The sequence below is a fragment of the Sphingobacterium sp. SRCM116780 genome, assembly GCF_021442025.1.
Classification (GTDB): domain Bacteria; phylum Bacteroidota; class Bacteroidia; order Sphingobacteriales; family Sphingobacteriaceae; genus Sphingobacterium.
Genome location: NZ_CP090446.1, coordinates 786888 through 809784 on the forward strand (window position 1 = coordinate 786888; position 22897 = coordinate 809784).

Below are 22897 nucleotides of genomic sequence, written 5' to 3' on the forward strand. Positions count from 1 at the left end.
GTATTTCCCTTTTTATAACGATTAATTTTGAGCCATATCAAATTAAAATTATGGCTACTATCGCAGAAAAAGAAAAGGGAAGTTGGAATGAATTGCTTTCTGGTAAGAATGGTTTAAGGGCTATTGCACTGGCTGCAGGAGTGATACTCCATGCAACAGATGTTTATCTGGCGACCACCATTATGCCATCCGTGATCGAAGAAATCGGAGGACTTTCGTTTTATTCATGGGCAACTACGATCTATGTTGTTGCCGCAATCATCGGTTCAGTAATTTCATCCAGTAACCTGATCAAGCAGGGGCCTAAGAAAGCATATACCCTGGCTGCATTGATTTTCGCTATCGGTGCAGTAATCTGTACCCTTGCACCTGCCATGTATATCTTACTGATCGGACGGTTTATCCAGGGAATAGGAGGAGGATTATTGTTTGCATTATCCTATGCGATGATCGGTATTTTATTCCAAGAAAAGCTTTGGCCAAGAGCGATGGCACTTGTTTCGGCGATGTGGGGTGTTTCCACTTTTTTCGGACCATTAATTGGAGGATCCTTCGCTCAATATAGTCATTGGCGTATGGCTTTCTTGACGCTTGCCGTATGTGCTCTTTTGTTAATTATACTCATTCAAGTCGTACTTCCTAAAAGCATAAAAGAAACGAAAGCACTACCGGTTATTCCTTGGAGTAAATTGATCTTAATTACTGCAGCGACATTGGCTGTTTCAATGGGTGCTGCTAGTACGCATGTCATTATTAAGCTATCAGGAATTTTAATAGCTGTTGTATTGTTCGTCATCATGGTCATTACAGATAAAAAAAGTACGAATAGTTTATTACCACGTGGTAGCTATAACATGACTTCATCTTTGGGTGCAACTTATATGATTATGGCTTTGCTTACGATCAGTACTGCAGTAGAAATTTATATTCCTTATTTTATGCGGGAGATCCATAAATTTGGACCTCTGAAGGCGGGTTATTTAACCGTTCTCATTGGTTTAGGCTGGTCGCTATCTTCGGTTTTCTTTTCAGGCGCTAAACAAAATAAAGTCATCCGTTTAATATCCATAGGAATCATGATTGTTTTTGTCGGACTGTGTGGCTTGTCTTTTATCATACCTTCATTTCATAGCACAAATGGGATAGGATTCGTAGCGATGTGTATTTTTCTTCTATCTATTGGTGTTGGCGTTGGAATGGGGTGGCCTCATTTGTTAACGAAAGTATTATCTTCTGCGCCAAAAGGGGAAGAAGAAAAAGCATCTGCCTCCATTACGACCGTTCAACTCTTTTCAACAGCGTTTGGAACAGCTCTTTGTGGTTTAGTGGCTAATGCTACAGGTATTTTAACTCCCGGTGGTGTATCCGGTAGTCAACAAGCTGCGCTGTGGCTATTTGGGTTATTCTCGATAGCTCCTCTCATGGCGATTATCATCTTTAGGAAGATAAATAAGTAACGTGTTGTTCTTTCGTTAAGGAATAATATAATAATTTCCTTTTGATCAAACGTCGTTTGCAAAAGTCTATAAACAACAAAGCCCGATGTTATTCGGGCTTTATTATTACTCTGCTAATTTCATTCTTAACAGTGGATAGTTCCTACCTTGGTCATCCTTGTCAGTTCTCTCAAATGTTTGAAATCCAAACTTTTGATAGAATTTTATAGCTTTTGTATTTTGTTCATTGACATCAAGTGTGTTCGCCTTTAATTCTTTTACTGCAAAATTTAATAATTTCAATCCGAGTCCATGTCCAAAATAATTTGGATCTAAAAAAAGCATCTCAATTTTTTGGTTCATAACTCCAATAAAACCCAGTACCAATTTTTCGTTTGTTAAGCAAAATACTTGAAAGTCATTAAAATCTATACTCTTTACAAGTTCTTTAATTTCTTCAAAGTCGGATGGAGTCAAAAAGTTGTGTGTGGCAAGAACCGAGTTTTCCCAAACGGTCAAAATCTGCTCTCTATAATTATCATGGTATTCATTTATTGTCGTATTCATCTTTGTCTTCTTAAAATTATATCAATGTGTATTGAACTTATTGTGTTGTCATAGTTTGACCACTCACATTGCAAGCTTGGTAACCGTGGAGAAGTAAGCTGAAACTTTGAAAGTTGTATCAACTTTAGCATAGGCTAATTCATGCTTCTAAATTAGGAAAAAAGAAAACATAAGTGGCTTATGCAACAAAAGAATTACTATTGATTTTTCTTATATTATTTAGTATTCGATAACCCTCCATCAACTAAAATCTCAACTCCATGTATGTATGAAGCATCTTCAGATGCAAGAAATACAACTGTTTTAGCAATTTCAGAAGCTTCACCAAAACGTTTAAATGGAAGGGTGGGGGTAATGCTTGCTATTGCCCCTTCGATTTGATCAGGTGAAAGACCTGTATTATTAAAAATATTGGTTTTGATATAACCTGGGCTTATTCCGTTTACACGGATTTGTTTTGCTGTACACTCAACAGAAAATGTCTTTATGAATGATCGAACGGCAGCTTTTGCTGCAGAATAAATTGAAAAATTTTCTATTCCAAATGCTGTTACGAAAGAGGTGTTTAAAATAATAGAACTTCCTACATTCATTATTGGTAACATTTGTTGAACGGTAAAGAATGTTCCTTTGACCAACATATTAAATAGTTCATCAAAGTGAACTTCGTCAACCATTTCAATGGGTGCAAACTTACCATAACCGGCATTTATAAATAAAACATCCAATTTATTTGCGTGCTTTTGAACTTGCTTTTGTAAATCGAAAATATCAGATAATTTTCCTGCATTTGATACAAGACCAATGGCATTTGAACCTAAACTGTTTATCGCCTTATCTACTGTTTCTTTGCTACGTCCAGTAATGATTACAGTTGCCCCTTCGTAAATAAATTCTTGAGCTGTGGCAAAACCCATTCCGCTTGTTCCACCAGTGATTAAGACCACTTTGTTTTTAAATTTTTGCATTTCTATTTAATTTAAATTTCTATACAAAGATTCATATAGTTAAGTCGCCATAAAATCCGAAACTTGCTGAATACATTCAAAATGTGCTTTAATTCCTTCAACAATGTTGCAATGGAATAATTTGAAGGGCAGAAAGCATCTTCAAAATAGCACTGACTATTCGCTCTTCAAAGAACTTGTATGTGAGGACTACGCCTAACCAAAATACCACTGGCTGGTTTAAGTGTTTGCTCCTTCAGCGGTCAATAAATCCAATAGAATATATCTGTAGTGTTCTATTTCGGTCTGGAAACCGTAGTTTTCAAAAAAGGATTTATTGACCCTTCGGAACAATAAACCAGGGTGGGAAAAAATATACTGGAGAAATGATGAACAAATGAGCTTATCTATTCGTTAGACATAGGAACAATTTTACTAAACGAACCTCTATGGATGTTGTTCCGGAAAACAAAGTATTTACTTCCCTTTGTGATATAAACTAGGGAAACTGAATCCCTTTATCGTACCTACTTTCAAGAATGAACATTAGAATTTACAATGGATACATAAACGTCAGATACAATACTTCAGGATTAAATAAATAGCTAATGAATACGACTATTTACTACGAAAGTAAGACAAATAATGTTCGGCGGTTTATCGACAAGATAAGAGCCAAACGACCCCATTGGCAATTTAGCAATATTGTAGATGTTCAACATTCTATCCATGAATATGGACATTTGGTAACCTATACAGCATCAATGGGTGAATGTCCAAAACTATCACTTCATTTTGCATCACTTAACAGTAAATATTTATTGTCCGTTTCGGTCTCCGGCAATAGAAATTTCGGTCATGATTTTGCCTTATCAGCAGACATCATAACACAAGAGTTTGCTATACCGACATTATTGAAATTTGAACTGTCTGGCTTTAAAGAAGATGTTTCACACTTTATTGCTGGTATAGAAAAATTAGAAAATACCTTCAAAAAATAAACGAGCTATGGACACACAGTTTGGTTCAAGTGTTCACTCTTTCAGCGGTCAATAAATCCAAAATGTAATATAGATTTAGCGATGTATTTCGGTCTAGAGACTGGAGTTTTTAAAAGAGGATTTATTGACCCTTTGGAACAATAAACCAGAGGGGAGGTGACCGTAAATTCAATCTTTACGAACAAATGGTTGACTTCGCCTAAAGACATTGTTCTCGGCGCCATATAAGGGATCGCTTCTTCTTCAGTTAAACTCGCTCGTTATCATTTGGGTCAAATTCCACAATCCATTCAATACCATATTTGTCTCTAAACATTCCAGCATATGTACCCCAAGGACTGTCGTCAATAGGTCCTTCAATATTTCCACCTGCTGACAGTCCGTTAAAAAGTCTGTCTGCTTCTTCACGACTTTCTGCACTGATTGATATTTTAGACCTGTTTTCGTTTTCGTTTACCCGTCCCATAAATTCAGGAACATCATTAGCGATTAACACATTGTGTTTTCCTATAGGCAAAACAATGGTCATTATTTTATTTGCATCTTTTTCTGCTACCTGAAATTCAGGGCTTGAAAGGTCTTTGAAACGAATAATCTTTGTGAACTCTCCGCCAAAAACTGATTTGTAAAAAGTGAATGCTTCTTCAGCATTTCCATTGAAGTTGATCCAGGGATTGATTGTTCTCATAACTTTATTTTTTAATTTTTCTGTTTACGCTATTCTGTATTTCCAGTCTGGTTTAAGTGTTCGTTCTTTCAGCAGTCAATAAATCCAAGACGTAAATATACATTTACTATTTTTCTTCTTTTTTAAAAGTTGAAACTTGAGAAGCTATTCCAGTATTATCTTCATCTGGAAAATTGAATTTAAAAATCAAGATCGAGCCATCCAGTCTCACTATTTCACTAGCTGATTTTTCACCATCATTATAGACCAAATTAATCTTATTACCAGATATAAAATATTTAAAGTCATATTCTTCACCATTTCCAATATCTCTTCCGCTTCCATCAGCTCTAAATACAAAAGATTGAAATAATTCACCTCTTTGAACTTCCTTACCATCTTTATATACATATACATCTTCAGTAATAGTCCATGTTCCAACAATAAGTTTAGAATGGTTGTCTTCTCCTGTGGTTGAAATAGCAGTTTTTTCAGACGGGTCAACAGTAGCGGTACCTTCGGTTTTACTATTTGTTTCATTCCCTTTAGAAGGAATTAGTTCATAGGTAAAGTATTTACTAGGCTCAGGGACCTGTTCTCCTTGCTTTACCTCTACGTAACCCGTAGCTACCATATTATCATTCGGTAGAAGATGAACAAATCTATTGACCCAGTATTGGGTTTGATGTTTCGTCAGGTGAGCAATATCTAGATTAAACAGCTTATTAATAACCTCTCCACCTGGAGGTCCATCATTGCTATAGATCTTATTACAGGCCTGACCTTCAAAACTTAAAATTGCTGTAACCATGGCAGCTTTATCACTGTTATTGTTTATGACAGTTCCTTCTACCTGATAAATATCAAAAGTAGTTTTACAGTATTCATCATACCGGCTACCTATTTTATCCAATTTTTTGTATTGTAATACAAGTCCGTTTTCGTTGGCAAGTATTGATGTTGACTGACCAAAGCATATTGACGAGCTTAGTGCTGTATATGCTATAAATAAAAAGCTAAGTAGATTTTGCATTTTGATGAAGATTAAATGGTTAATAATGTTTTTCTTATCCTAATTAGTTTAGAAATTTTTCCGATTTATGTCATTTAGTGGACTACTTGAATTACTTTTTGGTATAGGTAAATTTCATAAAGCCCATTACTGATTCCGAAGCGCCCTGCAAAACCATTCTTTTATTGTCCAACTGTAATATTTCACGAATTATTTTAAGGCCATCTTCATATATGAAATGAATTTCGTTTTCCGATATTTCCCATCTAATGTTGTATTTTTTATCGTATGCAATTTGAATAGCGGTACCATCAGATTTAATCACATATTTTCCAGAGTTATCAGTTTCTACGACTTCTTTTCCGTTCTCATCTTCATATGTCAAACTATTAAAATACCACTCCCCTAAAATGAGTGAATTGTATTTTGAGGTATTATTATCTGGCTTTACAGGTTGGTTTGCAGAGGTTTTTCCTTCAACATTGACAGTTGAGCTGGTATTTTGCGATGGAATCAGTTCATAGGTAAAGTATTTATCAGGATCAGGGACCTGCTCTCCTTGCTTTACTTCCACATAGCCTCTAGCTATCATACTATCGTTTGGTAGAAGATGAACATATCTATTGACCCAGTATTGGGTTTGATGTTTCGTCAGGTGAGCAATATCGAGATTAAACATCTTATTAATAACCTCTCCACCTGCGGGTGCATCATTGCTATAGATCTTATTACAGGCCTGACCTTCAAAACTTAAAATTGCTGTAACCATGGCAGCTTTATCACTGTTGTTGTTTATAACAGTTCCTTCTACCTGATAAATATCAAAAGTAGTTTTACAGTATTCATCATACCGGCTACCTATTTTATCCAATTTTTTGTATTGTAATACAAGTCCGTTTTCGTTGGCAAGTATTGATGTTGACTGACCAAAACATATTGACGAGCTCAGTGTTGTATATGCTATAAATAAAAAGCTAAGTAGATTTTGCATTTTGATGAAGTTTAAGATTCATAACTTTAATACTACTCCATGATTCAAATAGTCTAAGATATTTGTTGAATGCTTTATGATAAACAGGACTTCCAACCCCCTGATAAAATCCACCAATGTAAAAAATCCATTTTAATTGAAAAAGATTGCTGTTCTATGGAAGTAACTCGATGATTTTGGGCAGAAGAAGTAAAACTAAACAGAAAACTGAGGAATACACACCATAGTAATGGGTGCAAAATAGGTCTTTTCATAGCGTAGTTTTTGTACTACTAAATTTAAGGAAAATTTAGGACATAATTTAAAAAATAATCATGTTTCAGATCTTATTTTTAATTCGTCAGAAAGGTAAGGGGCATTATGTTCATGATCCCTGATGGGGGGCTTCATCAAGCAATAAAGCCATTAGCTACGCTCATTTCTTTTATTGTTTATACGATTTTGTTTAAGCAAGCTTACAAAACCGTATAAACAATAAAACCCAACTTTGCAAAGCACTCTATTATAAGAAAAATCATAAAGAAAGCCCATTTTCACTAGTTGTGATTCAGACCCATTTTATTAAATCTATACCAGATTAATTTTTTGATAATATTATTGGTGGGGAATAAATTATTCATTACCATCTTTGTCCTTAGGCTTTCTCATTCCAATAATTTTCGCTAAATCTTCAATCTTCGGTTTTGAGGATCTTAACTCATTAATTATATTTCTGAAATCTTCTTTTTTTGAATTTGGAGAATTCTGATAAAATTTCTTTACGAAATCAGATTCCTTAATTAAAATATTTACGAATTCATCATAATTTAAAAAGTTGTTTTTAATAATTGTTCTAAAAACATCAGTATTAACATCCAAAAGTCCGTATTTAATAAAAAGAGTTAATAAATATTGTGCGGTAGTTAAATCTATTTCTGGATTATTATTTAAAAATTTATCTCTTAGATCTTTAAGTGTATTAACAACAGACAAATAAGAATTATTTGATTCATATTTTCCTAAAATCTTGTACCATTTTTCATTTATTTTTTCCTGTTCAATTTTTAATAGAAAACATTCTTTGAACACGTCCAAGGATTGTTGGGTTAATAAATCAGAATCCACATTATCAAAGTATTTAAAATAAATATCATCTCCTTTATCAAATATCATTTTTAATCCATCCTGATTTAAATTTTGAAATTGAATATTGAATTGCTTTATAAAATCATTAGAGATCTGAAACTCTCTAAAATTAAAACAATCCTGTATAAAGCTGTCATCTAATTCATTTAATACAATTAACGAAAAGTCAATATGATTGTTATTTATCTCTTTTAACAGTTTGCTACCTTCTATATCTAAGGACTCTTTCAGTTTTGAATATTGATCAGTTATTATTGCAGGAACGTTTTTAATTTCTCTATTTATTGAACTTGAAAAGATATAAAGTAAAGAATTTTTAAATAAATTAAAATCTTTAAAATATTCGCTATTTAACAAAAGATCACCATATGAAGTATAATTAAGCAATGTTTCTCCTACATTCTTTGCCATTTCAACATCTTCCCTTTCAAGTATGGCTTCAAAACTAGGTTTATAAGTTCGATGAAAATTTGTACCCTCAGCTATTCTCATTGCTATGAGATCATTTATTATTGGTAAAGAAGAAGAGGGATTATTTATATAAAGCGTATGTATCTGATTTTCGTCGAGTAGATCTGCCAGTCTTGCATTTTGGCCTTTATCTAATTCTTTAAGTTTGATAAGGACATCATTTGCTTTTTCGATATTATTTTGATCAACAAAGGCTGTAAATTTTGTTTGTAACAATTCTTTATATTTAGGTAGCTTAAAATTGTCACATATTACTTCTGAATGTTTAAGTTCTAATAACACATCAATAATTTGTTCAGATAAATATTGATCAACAGAAGTGCCAAATGCAGATAATTTATAATCTTTAAATTCACTGCCTTTTTGGTTAATTAATTCAACAAGATTTGCGGCATTGATATCTTTAGATTTTAATAGAAGATAAATTCTGTTATGTCCTAACCTTGTAACCATTAAATCTAATAGAGCAACATATTCCAATACATTTGAATCTGTCAATAATTGATTATAGTTTTGCAAAAGATTATTTAAATATTCCTCGTCACTATAATTTTCTATCAGTACTAATTGCCAATCTTCAATTATTAACTTTTCAATTATAGTTTTACTGTGTAAGGCTTGATAATAGAATTTTTTCCATGCTTGTCTTACAAGTAATTTTGAAATCTTGGATTCGTCATCAATTTTTGACAATGCTTTAATAGGATTATCCAGAACTTGAATATCTGATAATGCTGAAATAAAAATAGAATCTGCAAAATCAGAATTGCAGATTGAATTCAATTTCTCAATATCATTTTTATTTAATGAATCTATAAGTTCTTGAGTATAAATTAACTCTAAAGCTTCATCTACATCAATATGGTATGTAATGGCTGTAATTTGTTTCGCAAAATCAGGATCATTATGGTATATAGATTTCAAACCATCAAGATAATCTAATATCGTAATAGCCTTTAATGGATCTTCCAATATTTCATCTTTTTTTAGCACGAACACTGCTACATATCTTTCTTTAAAGGCTTTATCTAAAAGCTTTATTGTTAGAACTTCATTAATGAATGCAATAATCTCTCTTGGTGTATTCTTTTTACTTAAAAACTCATATACTTGGATTACCAGTTGTAATTCATCCTTATCAAAACTTGAAAAAGCTTTTTTCCATTGATTTTCAAAAAATTGCTTCCAGTCTGACATGATAGGAAGTGTAACTCTAAATACGATATCAAATGTTTTATTTACATAATCATCGCCAAATGTTTTATTTTTATCTGATCCATTTAATTCACTAAATGCATTTTGAACATGTTCCCTATCGAAAGGTAAAATGACTTTAATATTTTTATATTCTTTTTCAGCAAAGAATATGTGAATTGAGGACCATATATTTAAAATATGCTTTTTTGGCAATCTGTCGAAATTGTCAAAAACTATTACAATTTTTTTATTTAGATCATTATCAATTTCTTCCATCCATTTTTGAAAATCTCGAACAGAGGGTTGGTTTTCTGAAATTGTTTCAATTTTAGTTTCTTCTTTTTGTTTATTTGTATAAACTTGAAAAGTTTCTTCTGCAGAGATTCGAAACGATGACGAAAATCCTTTACCATTACATAACCAGTTTTTGAAATAGTTATATAAATAAATACCAATTACAATAAGTATTGGTGCCATAACCAAAAGGACTTTTCCCAATATGGATGTAATCTCGAAATAGGACGATACATCGTCTTTGAAAACATTTACAGAAGGTATATATATAATTGATAATAAACTAAAAATAAATCCTACACTTAGATATGGTTGATTTATCGTAATGGTCTCTTTAGAATTTGCCAAAAGGACCTTAAGTTTTGATTCCCAATTATTTCCATTTTGCTTTAAAAGTCCCTCTTCAATTTTTATAAATTCTGTCAATTCAACAAGGATTGCTTTCCTTTGCTCATCTTCTTGATGTCCCCAAACGTCATATATGAAAAATGAATGAGTATTCTTAACTTTTTTCTCAATTAGATGAACTAAATTGCTTTTTCCAGATCCCCAGGTTCCGTCTATCCCTATAATTTTGAATTTTTCTTCATTTATAATTTTCGAACTAATTACTGAAGCAATTTTTTCTTGGGATTTGTTCTTGAATAAATCTTCACCTAGCGGTTGATTCGTTAAAAAAGTATAATTATTATCAGTTTTAGAATTATCTTCCATACTCTGTATTTAATTGATTAGTTAAATCATGGCATATTTTATCGAAAATACAAAAAGAAGAAGAATTTACACTATGTTTTCCCGTAAATTAAATTAGTGTTTTTTCCTATAACTAATTAGAAGATAAAATTCTGAATACTAATATTTTTAATTGTATTTATGTGTAAATTATCTGAAAATAAAAGGGTTGCTTGTATATTAAAAAAGAGGATCTTATTGATGAACACCCTCATTAGCGCAAAAAGAACGGGATTACTCCATGATCCCCGGTGGGGGGTGGCTTCATCAAACAACAAAGCCATTCGCTACGCTCATTCTTTTTGTTGTTTATACGATTTTGTTTAAGCAAGCTTACAAAACCCTATAAACAACAAAACCCAACTTTGTAGTTGGGCTTTATTTTTTGATGGCGGAGAGAGAGGGATTCGAACCCTCGGTACCGTTAAGTACACACGCTTTCCAAGCGTGCTCGATCGACCACTCTGACATCTCTCCGTAGTCTGTTGGCAAAAATAGAAGTATAATTCTATTTTCCAAAACAATTTTACTTGAAATGTGTTATTTTCTCGTTAAAAAAAATCTAAATTTACTAAGGTATTTGAAACTAGAAAATTATGGTAAATAAAAAACTGTGGTCCTTATTACCACTTGCAGCCTTAGCATTTGGTTGCCAATCCAATACAAGTTCTGATCAAAAGCAAGCAGAGCGAACGGTATTTTTTGATGTGTCTGGAATGGATACAACCGTGAATCCTGGGGATAACTTCTTTATGTATGCCAATGGGAAATGGATTAAGAATACGGTTATTCCTGCTTCAGAGTCTGGTTGGGGATCATTCTATATCTTAAATGATGAAAACTTACAGAAGCTTCACGGTATTTTAGAGAAAGCTGCAAAATCAAATAGCAGCAAAGGAAGTGATCAACAGAAAGTAGGTGATTTCTATACCAGTGGAATGGATACCGTAACCATCGAGAAATTGGGTATTAAACCAATCGAAGAAAAACTGAAAAAGATTGACGGTCTAAAATCAATAGAGGAACTGATTGCCTATAGTGCCGATGGTTTTAAAGAAGGGGATGGGGACTTGTTCTCATTTTATATTGCTGCTGATGATCGAATCAGCAATAAAAACGCAGCTACTTTTGTACAAGGGGGATTAAATCTTCCTGAGGCGAGTTATTATTTGGATCAAGATGATAAAGCGAAGAAAATCAGGGAAGTTTATACCAACTACTTGACCAAATTATTTACATTGGCTGGTAATCAAACTACAGCTAAGGCAGCTGCTGAATCTGTTTTGAAACTAGAAACAGCAATAGCAAAATCACATTTAAGTCCTGTTGAATTACGTGATCCGATTAAGAATTACAATAAAGTAGCAGTAACAGCATTTCAACAACAAACACCTAATCTGAAATGGAATGATATTCTGAATAGATTAGCGATAAAAACGGATACTTTATTGGTGCAGCAACCAAAGTTTTATGTTGCTTTGAATAACTTGCTGAAATCTGAATCGCTAGATACATGGAAACTGAAATTGAAAGCTGATGTATTGAATTCCTCAGCCACAGCTTTAACAAAAGATTTTCGGGATGCTAGCTTTGAACTATACGGTAAAACCTTAAATGGTCAAAAAGAACAGAAAGAACGTTGGAAACTGATGGTAACGACTGTTGATGGAAGTCTAGGTGAAGTGTTGGGTAAATTATTTACGGATGAATATTTCAAACCTGAGGCGAAAAAGAGAATGATCGAGTTGGTGAACAATTTAGAACTTGCTTATCGTGAGCGTATTGAAAAATTAGATTGGATGACACCAGAAACAAAGAAAAAGGCAATTGAAAAATTAGAGGCTTTTACCAAAAAGATCGGTTATCCGGATAAATGGAAAGATTATTCAGATGTTGAAATTAATAAGGACACCTATTATGCTAATTTACAATCGGCTTCACGTCATGCTTATCAAGAGATGATTAACAAGATGGGAAAACCAGTTGATAAGGCAGAATGGTTGATGACAACACCAACAGTCAATGCTTATTACAATCCTCCTTATAACGAGATTGTATTCCCTGCAGGAATTTTACAATTCCCATTCTTCGATGCAAATGCTGATGATGCGATCAATTATGGCGCTATTGGAGCGGTGATTGGACATGAAATGACGCATGGTTTTGATGATCAAGGTCGTCAATATGATAAAGAAGGAAACCTGAAAGATTGGTGGACGCCAGAAGATGCTGCGAAATTTACGACGAAAGCCAGCCAAGTAGCTTCGCTTTATGATAGCTTCACGCTGCTGGATAATCAACATGTAAATGGTAAATTGACCTTAGGCGAAAATTTAGCAGATATTGGTGGACTAAACATTGCATTTGATGCTTTCAAGAAAACAAAACAAGGAAAAGAATCAACTAAAATAGATGGTTTTACACCAGATCAACGTTTCTTTTTGGGTTTCGCGCAAGTATGGCGGGTGAAAAATAGTGATGAAAGAATGCGTATGCGCTTGAAAGTAGATCCACATAGTCCAGAGGAGTTTCGTATCAATGGACCTCTGTATCATATGGAAGCTTTTTATCAGGCATTTCATATTCCTAAGACGGCAAAGATGTATGTAGCACCAGAAAAAAGGGTAGCAGTTTGGTAACAAGAAAAAGTATAATTTATTTTTGTAAGTGAATAATAATTGCTACTTTTGCCGTTCATTAACAATAAACACATTTAATTAATTTATTAACAATGTACGCAATAGTAAATATAGCAGGACAGCAATTCAAGGTTGCAAAAGACCAATTTCTTTTTGTTCACCGTTTACAAGGAGATGAAGGCGCTAGTATTGAATTTGACAATGTATTGTTAGCAGAAGATGGTGGTAAATTCACAGTCGGTACTCCGAACGTGGCAGGTGCTAAAATTTCGGCTAAAATTTTGTCTCATTTAAAAGGTGATAAAGTTATCGTTTTCAAGAAAAAACGTCGTAAAGGCTACAAAAAGAAAAACGGTCACCGTCAACAATTCACTAAAATCCAGATCACTGGTATTACATTATAATTGAATTTTTAATCAGACACTAGTCTTAAATTAAGATAAAGAAATGGCACATAAAAAAGGTGCGGGTAGTTCTAAGAACGGCCGTGAGTCACACTCGAAACGTTTAGGTATCAAAATCTTCGGTGGTCAAGCTGCTATCGCTGGTAACATCATCGTTCGCCAACGTGGTACAAATCACAATCCTGACTTAAATGTTGGTATTGGTAAAGATCATACATTGTTCGCTTTAGTTGACGGTAAAGTAGTTTTCCGTAAAAAAGCAAACAATAAATCTTATGTATCTGTAATCCCTACAGAACAAGCATAAGTTTTGCTACACAATATTTGTAAAAGGCGTTAAGTTCACTTAACGCCTTTTTTATTTTAAAGCTTAATAACGAGTTCTTTATTGGTGTTTTTCATAATTATTTGCGACTGAACGGGAGTTTGGTACAATTTTATCTATGAAATGCAGTTTATAGGTTATATTAAACATTCATGATTTCTAAAAGTCTATCCTACAGTATCCCGGCAGTTATTGTATTACTGTTGTCATCTTGTAGTTCTATGTATATGCCGAATGTACCTGCGGCACCCATGTTTAAAGACGCTGGTGAGGTATATGTGTCGGGAAATATCAATTTAAAAGGAAATATCTCTGCTAGTGGCGGACTGGCTATTACCGATCATATCGGTGTGATCGCAAATGGTTCTTATATCGACCATAAAGAGAGTCCTACGAATTTTGCTCAAAAAATGGGTGAGCTAGGTGTTGGTTATTTTACTAGTTTTGGAAAATATCGTAATCGTGTTTTTGAGGTATATGCTGGTTATGGAAAAGGGGTGGTAAATGAAGTAGATCAACGATCCTCAACTGCTGGACAGGCTGTTGTCGAAACTCGGGATATGGATTTTGATAAGATATTCGTTCAAGTCAATTATTCTTCCACACGAAGAAAGAAGATTCGTTTGTTTGGAGGTGATCGCTCTCTGAATTACGGTACGATTGTCAGGTTATCGCACTTGGATATGACAGATTTTAAGATTGACAAGATAGCGGCAGAGAAAGAGAATAATCTGTTCATCGAGCCTGTGTTCTATACACGTATGGAAGTTGGACGAGGTTGGCAAGTACAATATATGACAGGAATGAATTTCGGTCTTCAAAGTAATGATTATTTAAAAGCAGGACATCCTATTAATAGTTTAGGAGTTCTTTATAAATTTGGAGGGAAAAAATAAATCATGATAAACGTGTTGAAAAAGAATTGGCTAGTGGCGCTGTTGAGCATAGCGCTTTTGAGTAGCTGTGGAATTAGTAGACAAAAGGCTCAAATTGAAAACCTTGGAAAATGTAAGTTCGATATCCAATCTGTTGATAGTGTTCGAGTGGCAGGAACCTCCATTCAGAAAATGATCAAAGGTGGTGGAATTGACTTATCATCTCTGCCTAGTGTTGCTTTGGGTATGTTGCGTAAAAATATCCCCTTGGATGCGGTTATCAGATTAAAGATTGAGAATCCAACCTTGAAAAAAGCAGCAATTAATCAATTTCAGTATATTGTGTTGTTTGAAAAGCAACAATTAGCAGAAGGGATCGTGAATCAATCAGTTTCTTTAGATCCTGGACAATCAACAGTCGCTTCTGTTCGATTGAATACTAATATTTATGAATTAATCAACAATGGTGATCTGGCAAGCTTTATCGGATCTAGTTCAGATACAAAAAAGGGATTATTTACAATCAAGATTAAACCATCTATCCAGGTGGGAGGTAAGTCTATTTTCTATCCAGGGTATATTACCATTGATAAAGAGGTGAGTCGCAAAATTTTACTGTAGCTCGAAAAAATTTAATAAAGAAGGCCTGTAAAACAAAGTTTTACAGGCCTTCCTGTTTTTATATTGTTCAGATAATAAGCCTTTGTAATAAAAAAGTTATGCTACTTATTGTTTATAATACACAATGAATTAATATATTAGACAAATAATACATAGAACTTCATCAAAGTTTGAAAACCAATTATTTATAGAAAAACAAAAATGTGTAAAAGTTTACTTGCTATTATCTTGTTAGGAATGTCCAGTGCCTCGTTGGCACAACAGAAGTTGGAAAACTACGTACAGGAGATAAAAGGCACAAAATTGACATTTGACATGGTTGCTATTCCTGCTGGAGTTTTTAAACAAGGCAGTGATGTGAAACCAGATGAAAAACCTATTCATGAAGTGAAAATTGATCCTTTCTGGATCGGTAAATATGAAGTTACCTGGAATTTGTTTGAACCTTTCCTGTATAAAGATTATGAGTTGACACAAAGCATTGAAGGAAAGATTGCGCCTGAAGTGGATGCGGTCACTCGTCCAACAAAACCTTATTTGGATATGACCTTTGGTATGGGGAAAGAAGGGCATCCTGCTTTGGCGATGACCCATTACAATGCGATTCAATTCTGTAAATGGTTGTATATACGTACAGGTGTATTTTATCGCTTGCCGACTGAAGCGGAATGGGAGTATGCTTGTCGTGCTGGAAGTGATCAAGCTTATAGTTTTGGAAACGATGCAACACAGCTGGATCAATATGCTTGGCATAAAGGAAATAGTGAAGGTAAAACACATTTAGTCGGGCAGAAAAAACCAAATGCATGGGGATTATTTGATATGCATGGAAATGTTTCCGAATGGACTTTTGATCAATATATAGCTGATTATTACCAACAGTTTGCTGGTAAAGTGGCTAGTAATCCAGTGGCAGTTCCCACGACATTATATCCCAATAGTGTAAGAGGAGGTTCTTTTGATAGTGAGGCGGTAGATTTGAGAAGTGCAGCTAGGCTGGCTTCTGATCCTTTTTGGAAACAATTGGATCCACAGATTCCTAAAAGTAATTGGTGGTTTCCAGAAGCTCCTTTCGTGGGGATGCGGTTAGTAAGACCCGTTAACCCACCATCGCATGAAGAAATATTAGCTTATTATGATAAAGCTCCAATTAAAGATTATTAATCAATAATAATAACCTAAAATACCTAAAATATGGAAAAATTTGAACGTCGTGATTTTTTAAAAACGACAGCAGCGATCGCTGGAGGAACCGTTTTGAGCGCAATGCCCTTAACAGGAGCATTTGCCGCAGGAAGTGATGTGATTAAAGTCGCATTGATTGGTTGCGGAGGTCGTGGTACCGGAGCAACTTTTGATGCCTTAAGCTCAGGATTCAATATCAAAATAGTAGCACTTGCTGATGCATTCAAAGATAATCTGGAGAGTACTTATAAAACATTAAAGGATAAATGGCAAGATAAAATTGATGTTTCGGAGAATCATAAATTTGTTGGCTTTGATGCCTACAAAGAAGCCATTAAAGTAGCAGATGTTGTTATTTTGGCAACTCCTCCAGGATTCCGCCCTATTCATTTTGAAGAAGCTGTACGTCAAGGTAAACATATATTTATGGAGAAACCAGTTGCTGTGGATATCCCGGGGATCCGGAAGGTGTTAGCTGCTGCTGAAATCGCTAAAAAGAAAAAACTAAACGTTGTTGTTGGTCTTCAGAGAAGATATCAAACAAACTATAGAGAGGCAATTAAAAGAATTCATGATGGTGCTATTGGTGATGTTGTGGCCGGACAGGTATACTGGAATAGTGGCGGTGTGTGGGTGAGACCTCGTAAACCAGGACAAACGGAGATGGAGTATCAGATGCGTAATTGGTATTATTTTAACTGGTTATGTGGTGATCATATTGTAGAGCAACATGTGCATAATATTGATATTGCTAATTGGGTGAAAGGTGCTTATCCAGTACGCATTCAAGGAACAGGTAGTCGTGCCCATCGTACAGGCAAAGAATATGGTGAAATCTATGATAATTTTGCATTAGAACTTACTTATGCGGATAACTCGGTGGTTTATAGCCAATGTGCACACTTCGAAGGAGTGACCAACCGTGTGGATGAGCAGTTTCAAGCAACCAAAGGAAGGGTGTATCTTTCTGGAGGCGGACAAGCTGTTCTTTATGATGCAAAAGGCAATGAAATCTATCGTCATGATCCGAAAGGGAATCCGAATCCTTACCAACAAGAGCATAAAGAATTGTTTGAAGCCATTTCGAAAGGTGAATACAAATTTAATAATGCTGAATATGGCGCATATAGTACATTAACCGGTATCATTGGCCGTATCGCTTGTTATACAGGTACAGTAATCAAATGGGATGCTGCCCTGCAATCGAATATTGATATTATGCCGACCAATTATGCATGGGATGCATTGCCGAAGCTGCTGCCAAAAGAAGATGGTTTCTACCCGGTAGCAATACCAGGTCAGAATACAAATTTATACATTTAATATAACGGATGCATTCATGTATTTTAAATCATGGATATCCATTTTAATTAGTTTTTTTAGCTTGTGCGGTAATGGCTCCGCACGAGCTGAACAAACTTCTTATTCTTTAAAATCACCCTACAAAATAGTACTAACAGGCCCTGCGCAAGGTACTTCTTATCACATTACCTATTTTGATCGACAAGAAACGATTTCAAAAAATGAGATTGATAGTATACTGCAAGTCATTGATCAATCCATGTCGATATACAATCCGTTATCAACAATTAGTCAGTTTAATCAACTTAGGGAAGGGACAGTAAAACTCGATTCCCATTTTCAAAAGGTCATCCAAGCATCGTTTGAGTACAATCGTATTACAGAGGGCATTTTTGACATCACCGTGGCTCCGCTTATTCAATTGTGGGGATTTGGTCCTAAAAAGGTCAATCATTTTCCAGATTCAAACGAGATTTCAACGACTTTACGATCTGTAGGAATGGATAAGCTGATCTGGAAAGTTCCTTACCTCCAAAAATCAAAACCCATGGTAAGCATCGATGTCAACGGTATTGCTCAAGGGTATTCGGTTGATGTCTTAGCAGATTTTCTCGAAAGCAAGCATATCAAAAATTATATTGTGGAACTGGGAGGAGAAATGCGAGTAAAGGGGAAAAATTTACAAGATGATTTTTTTAAAATAGGTATTGAAAGGCCTTCTGCTCGTCATGATCAACAATTGAAAACGGAAGTGGTTCGCATCAAATCAGGAGCATTGACTACTGCGGGTAATTTTGAAAAGTTTATGATGCGTGGAAACCAAAAGATTACCCATCATGTGAATCCATTGACTGGGTATATGTTTGCGAGTCCAATTATTAGTGTAACGGTTTATGCAAAAACAGCTATGGAAGCAGATGCTTTGGATAATTATTTTATGGCATTGACACCCGATCAGGTAATCAATTTTGTAGAAAGAAGAAAGAATTTAGAAGTTTATATTATATTTAAGAATGAAAACGGGGAAATAGAAGAAAAATTTTCAACAGGTTTTTCTACTTTTTTCTTAAAATAACCAATAAAATAACGTTATGAAAAGAGCTGAATTTTTAAAAAATACATTACTTGCAGCTGGTTCTGCTGTTAGTTTAAACGCATTTGGAGAACAATCAAAGCAAAAAAAAGATATGACTGTACCATCATTTAACTTAGACTATGCACCCCATCAGGGCATGTTTAGCGCCAGTGCAGGTAAAAATTTTATTGATGAAATAAAATATATGCACGATTTAGGCTTTAAAAGTATTGAAGACAACGGACTGTCGGAACGTAGCGTTGCCGAGCAAAAGGCAATTGGCGAAACGCTGGCTAGACTAAGTATGCGAATGGGCGTGTTTGTTGTTCCGAAGGGGGGTAACGGTGCCAATACATTAGCAGCAGGAAAGCAGGAGTATATCGATATTTTTCTAAAGGGATGTAAAGAATCTGTTGAAATCGCCAAACGTGTGAATGCCAAATGGGCAACGGTGGTTCCAGGTGACTACCAACGCGAGTTGTCGATTGGGGTACAAACGGGGAATGTGATAGAAGCATTGAAAAGAGGGGCCGAAATATTTGAACCACATGGAATAACCATGGTGTTAGAACCTTTAAGTGATACCCCTGATTTATTTTTGAGACACACTGATCAGACTTACGAAATTTGTAAGGGAGTGGGTAGTCCTTCGTGTAAAATTCTATACGATATTTATCATATGCAGAAGAATGAAGGTAACATTATTAATAAAATGAATGAATGTTGGAATGAAATTGCGTATATCCAAATAGGGGATAATCCAGGAAGAAAAGAACCAACTACAGGTGAGATTAACTATAAGAATGTGTTCAAATGGCTTCATAATAAGGGATATAAGGGCGTGTTAGGAATGGAGCATGGTGTTTCAAAAAGTGGAAAAGCTGGTGAAGAAACTTTGCTGAACGCTTATAAAGAAGTTGATAATTTCTTAGTGTAACTTGTACAATTGTTTTTTTTATGCTAAATTGTCTTAGTAAAACCAATTATTTATAGAATCACTTTTTAAAAACAATAATAACATAAACTTATAATGTCTACATCAATTAGATTTAAACTATCGTTCATGATGTTTCTGGAATTTTTTATCTGGGGCGCATGGTTCGTTACATTGGGTACTTACCTAACTAAAAATTTACAGGCACAACCGCTTGAAATAGCGAATGTCTTTTCTACCCAATCTTTGGGAGCGATTATAGCGCCCTTTATTATTGGGATGATTGCCGATCGTTATTTTAATGCGGAACGTATATTAGGGGTACTGCATATTATTGGTGCTGTATTGATGTATCAGATGTATAATGCAACAGCAATATCATCATTTTATCCATACGTTTTGGCTTATATGGTACTATATATGCCAACATTGTCTCTCGTGAACTCGGTTTCTTTCAGACAATTGAGTAATCCGGAAAAACAATTCTCCAATATCCGTATCTGGGGTACTATAGGTTGGATCATCGCTGGTCTTTCTATTAGTTATTTATTTAAATGGGATTCAGCAGCTTCTTCTACTGGAGGCGCTTTGAAAAATACCTTTTTAATGGGCGCAATCGCTTCTTTGGTGTTGGGTCTTTTTTCATTTACGTTACCTAAAACTCCTCCAGTTAAAATTGAATCGGATCAAAAACCATCGTTTGCATCCATTATTGGTCTAGATGCAATCAAATTATTGAAAGATAGAAACTTCTTAATTTTCTTTGTTTCTTCAATTTTGATCTGTATCCCTTTAGCTTTTTACTATCAAAACGCAAATGCCTTTTTAGATCAAATAGGGATGGAAAACCCGACTGGAAAAATGACTATTGGTCAGATTTCTGAGGTCTTGTTTTTATTAGCGTTACCTATTTTCTTTACGAAATTTGGTTTTAAGAAAACGATTCTAGTAGGTATGCTAGCATGGGCAGTGCGTTATATTTTATTTGCTTATGGCAATGCAGGAGACCTTTCTTTCATGCTGTTAATTGGTATCGCATTACACGGTATCTGTTATGATTTCTTCTTTGTTTCAGGACAGATTTATACCGATAGTAAAGCAGGTGTCAAATACAAGAGTGCTGCACAAGGCTTGATCACATTAGCGACTTATGGAGTAGGTCAATTAATCGGATTCTGGGTTGCTGGTTTTATAGGAGAAAAATATGCATACTTGAAAGAATCAAGTGTGGCAGATTTTTGGAAACAAACATGGATTATTCCTGCAGGAATCGCCTTTGTTGTTTTCATTATTTTCTTAGTAGCCTTTAAAGATGAAAAGGTAGAAAATAAATTAGAGTCTTAATAAGTTTGAATTTTAATAAACAATACTAAACTAAACAATATAAATAAAATGGCTGAAAATAACACTTATGATGCAATTGTCATTGGTTCAGGAATCAGTGGTGGATGGGCAGCAAAGGAATTAACAGAAAAGGGTTTAAAGACCTTAATGTTGGAGCGTGGTCGCAATATTGAACACGTGAAAGATTATCCTTCGCCGAATAAAAATCCGTGGGATTTTCCGCATGCAGGAGGTCGTACGCAAGAAATGATCAAAGAGCGTCCTGTATTAAGCAGAGATTATCCTTTGAATGAAAAAAACCTAGATTATTGGGTGAATGAACAAGAAAGTCCTTATACAGAAGTAAAACGTTTCGATTGGTATAGGGGATATCACGTAGGTGGTCGTTCTTTGATGTGGGGAAGACAGTCATACCGTCTGGGAGACTTGGACTTTGAAGCAAATTTGAAAGATGGTCACGGTGTAGACTGGCCTATCCGATATAAAGATATCGCTCCTTGGTATAGTTATGCAGAGAAATTTGCGGGTATCAGCGGTAATCGTGATGGTTTAGATGTATTACCTGATGGTGATTTTATGCCTGCAATGGCGATGAATATTGTCGAAAAAGATCTAGCAGAACGTTTGAAAAAAGAATATGGTGGTAATCGCCATTTCATTATGGGAAGAACAGCTAATATTACGGTTCCTCACCATAACCGCGTCAATTGTCAATATCAGAACCAATGTTGGTTGGGATGTAACTTTGGAGCTTATTTCAGTACACAGTCAGCAACTTTACCTGCAGCTGTTGCAACAGGTAACTTAACCTTGCGCCCTTTTTCTATCGTAACCAAGATCATTTACGATAAGAATACGAAGAAAGCTAAAGGGGTAGAAATTATGGATGCAGAGACGAATAAAACTTACGAATTTTTTGCTAAAGTTATCTTCGTAAATGCTTCTGCATTCAATTCAACTTGGGTATTGATGAATTCAGCTACCGATGTTTGGGAAGGTGGTCTTGGAAGTAGCAGTGGACAATTAGGTCATAATGTGATGGATCACCATTTCCGTTGTGGTGCCGGTGGAAACGTAGAAGGTTATTTAGATAGCTACGTATTTGGACGTCGACCAACGGGTCTATATGTACCACGTTTTGTGAATGTAGCCGGAGACGAGAAAAAACGTGATTATGTTCGTGGTTTTGGTTATCAAGGAGGTGCCGGTCGTGGTCGTTGGTCTGGCGCGGTTGCTGAGATGAGTGTAGGTGGTGCTTGGAAAGATGCGATTACGGAAGCTGGCGATTGGAATATAGGATTTACGGCCTTCGGAGAAACCTTACCTTATCATGAAAATACAATTAGTTTAGATAAAACTAAAAAAGATAAATGGGGGCTTCCTGTTTTATCTATGGATGTTGAAATCAAAGATAATGAAAAGAAAATGCGTGCCGATATGCAGAACGAGATGAAAGAGATGTTGGAGAAAATTGGCGTAAAAGATGCGTATACATATGACAATGTATATGGTTTTGGTCAAGGTATCCATGAAATGGGTACAGCTCGTATGGGTAGAGATCCAAAAACATCTGTATTGAATGGGAATAACCAAGTTTGGGATGCTTTAAATGTCTTCGTAACGGATGGAGCAGCGATGACATCTTCGGGATGTGTTAATCCTTCTTTAACGTATATGGCATTAACAGCAAGAGCAGTTGATTTTGCGGTTAGTGAATTGAAAAAAGGTAACCTATAATCATTATTTATTTTTA

General features: G+C 34.9%; 19 protein-coding genes and 1 tRNA gene. 13 read left to right on the forward strand and 7 right to left on the reverse strand.

Going from position 1 to position 22897, the window contains the following annotated elements; genetic code table 11:
* Positions 1-50 precede the first annotated feature (50 nt).
* Entirely contained in the window at positions 51-1457 is a 1407-nt protein-coding gene (locus LZQ00_RS03380; RefSeq protein WP_234511937.1) for an MFS transporter, read from the forward strand.
* Positions 1458-1562: 105 nt separating this feature from the next.
* Here the strand turns inward: LZQ00_RS03380 and LZQ00_RS03385 are convergent, their stop codons facing one another.
* On the reverse strand, positions 1563-2003 hold the full coding sequence (locus LZQ00_RS03385; RefSeq protein ID WP_234511939.1) for a GNAT family N-acetyltransferase: 441 nt from the start codon (positions 2001-2003) through the stop codon (positions 1563-1565).
* Positions 2004-2218: 215 nt separating this feature from the next.
* Complete coding sequence (locus LZQ00_RS03390; protein WP_234511940.1) at positions 2219-2971, reverse strand: SDR family oxidoreductase; 753 nt, start codon at positions 2969-2971, stop codon at positions 2219-2221.
* A 587-nt stretch (positions 2972-3558) separates the two neighbouring features.
* Between LZQ00_RS03390 and nrdI the strand changes: the two genes are divergently transcribed.
* Positions 3559-3951: a class Ib ribonucleoside-diphosphate reductase assembly flavoprotein NrdI gene (gene nrdI / locus LZQ00_RS03395; RefSeq protein WP_234511942.1), complete on the forward strand. Its 393-nt coding sequence runs from the start codon at positions 3559-3561 to the stop codon at positions 3949-3951.
* Positions 3952-4198: 247 nt separating this feature from the next.
* On the opposite strand, the gene LZQ00_RS03400 is transcribed toward nrdI, so the two are convergent.
* From LZQ00_RS03400 to LZQ00_RS03420, 5 genes are all read right to left on the reverse strand, one after another.
* Positions 4199-4639 carry a VOC family protein gene (locus LZQ00_RS03400; RefSeq protein WP_234511944.1) on the reverse strand — a complete coding sequence of 147 codons (441 nt, stop codon included), beginning with the start codon at positions 4637-4639 and terminating at the stop codon, positions 4199-4201.
* Between the two features lie 106 nt (positions 4640-4745).
* Positions 4746-5651: a lipocalin family protein gene (locus tag LZQ00_RS03405; RefSeq protein WP_234511945.1), complete on the reverse strand. Its 906-nt coding sequence runs from the start codon at positions 5649-5651 to the stop codon at positions 4746-4748.
* Positions 5652-5742: 91 nt separating this feature from the next.
* The gene (locus tag LZQ00_RS03410) at positions 5743-6621 is read right to left on the reverse strand and encodes a lipocalin family protein (protein ID WP_234511947.1); all 879 of its coding nucleotides are present in this window, start codon (positions 6619-6621) and stop codon (positions 5743-5745) included.
* A 612-nt stretch (positions 6622-7233) separates the two neighbouring features.
* Positions 7234-10422 (reverse strand): P-loop NTPase fold protein, encoded by a 3189-nt coding sequence (locus LZQ00_RS03415; RefSeq protein WP_234511949.1) that lies wholly within the window; start codon positions 10420-10422, stop codon positions 7234-7236.
* 407 nt (positions 10423-10829) lie between these two features.
* A tRNA-Ser gene (locus tag LZQ00_RS03420) sits at positions 10830-10917 on the reverse strand.
* Positions 10918-11036: 119 nt separating this feature from the next.
* Here LZQ00_RS03420 and LZQ00_RS03425 point away from each other — a divergent pair.
* The 11 genes from LZQ00_RS03425 to LZQ00_RS03475 all read left to right on the forward strand — a co-directional run bounded on the left by LZQ00_RS03425 (position 11037) and on the right by LZQ00_RS03475 (position 22881).
* Positions 11037-13079, forward strand: coding sequence for a M13 family metallopeptidase (locus LZQ00_RS03425; RefSeq protein WP_234511951.1), 2043 nt, complete (start codon positions 11037-11039; stop codon positions 13077-13079).
* A gap of 92 nt (positions 13080-13171) precedes the next feature.
* Entirely contained in the window at positions 13172-13483 is a 312-nt protein-coding gene (rplU, locus tag LZQ00_RS03430; RefSeq protein WP_234511953.1) for a 50S ribosomal protein L21, read from the forward strand.
* 43 nt (positions 13484-13526) lie between these two features.
* Positions 13527-13790, forward strand: a complete 264-nt coding sequence (gene rpmA, locus LZQ00_RS03435; protein ID WP_045753477.1) for a 50S ribosomal protein L27 — start codon at positions 13527-13529, stop codon at positions 13788-13790.
* A gap of 170 nt (positions 13791-13960) precedes the next feature.
* The gene (locus LZQ00_RS03440; RefSeq protein WP_234511954.1) at positions 13961-14704 is read left to right on the forward strand and encodes a hypothetical protein; all 744 of its coding nucleotides are present in this window, start codon (positions 13961-13963) and stop codon (positions 14702-14704) included.
* A gap of 3 nt (positions 14705-14707) precedes the next feature.
* Positions 14708-15304, forward strand: a complete 597-nt coding sequence (locus LZQ00_RS03445; RefSeq protein ID WP_234511956.1) for a hypothetical protein — start codon at positions 14708-14710, stop codon at positions 15302-15304.
* Positions 15305-15541: 237 nt separating this feature from the next.
* Positions 15542-16468 carry a formylglycine-generating enzyme family protein gene (locus LZQ00_RS03450; RefSeq protein WP_411028064.1) on the forward strand — a complete coding sequence of 309 codons (927 nt, stop codon included), beginning with the start codon at positions 15542-15544 and terminating at the stop codon, positions 16466-16468.
* Between the two features lie 30 nt (positions 16469-16498).
* On the forward strand, positions 16499-17812 hold the full coding sequence (locus tag LZQ00_RS03455) for a Gfo/Idh/MocA family oxidoreductase (protein WP_234511959.1): 1314 nt from the start codon (positions 16499-16501) through the stop codon (positions 17810-17812).
* Positions 17813-17828: 16 nt separating this feature from the next.
* On the forward strand, positions 17829-18866 hold the full coding sequence (locus LZQ00_RS03460) for an FAD:protein FMN transferase (RefSeq protein WP_234511961.1): 1038 nt from the start codon (positions 17829-17831) through the stop codon (positions 18864-18866).
* A 16-nt stretch (positions 18867-18882) separates the two neighbouring features.
* Complete coding sequence (locus LZQ00_RS03465; protein WP_234511962.1) at positions 18883-19803, forward strand: hydroxypyruvate isomerase family protein; 921 nt, start codon at positions 18883-18885, stop codon at positions 19801-19803.
* A 93-nt stretch (positions 19804-19896) separates the two neighbouring features.
* A complete protein-coding gene (locus LZQ00_RS03470) occupies positions 19897-21144 on the forward strand; it encodes a nucleoside permease (RefSeq protein WP_234511964.1) in 1248 nt (415 codons plus the stop codon).
* Positions 21145-21192: 48 nt separating this feature from the next.
* The gene (locus LZQ00_RS03475; protein ID WP_234511965.1) at positions 21193-22881 is read left to right on the forward strand and encodes a GMC oxidoreductase; all 1689 of its coding nucleotides are present in this window, start codon (positions 21193-21195) and stop codon (positions 22879-22881) included.
* Positions 22882-22897 lie beyond the last annotated feature (16 nt).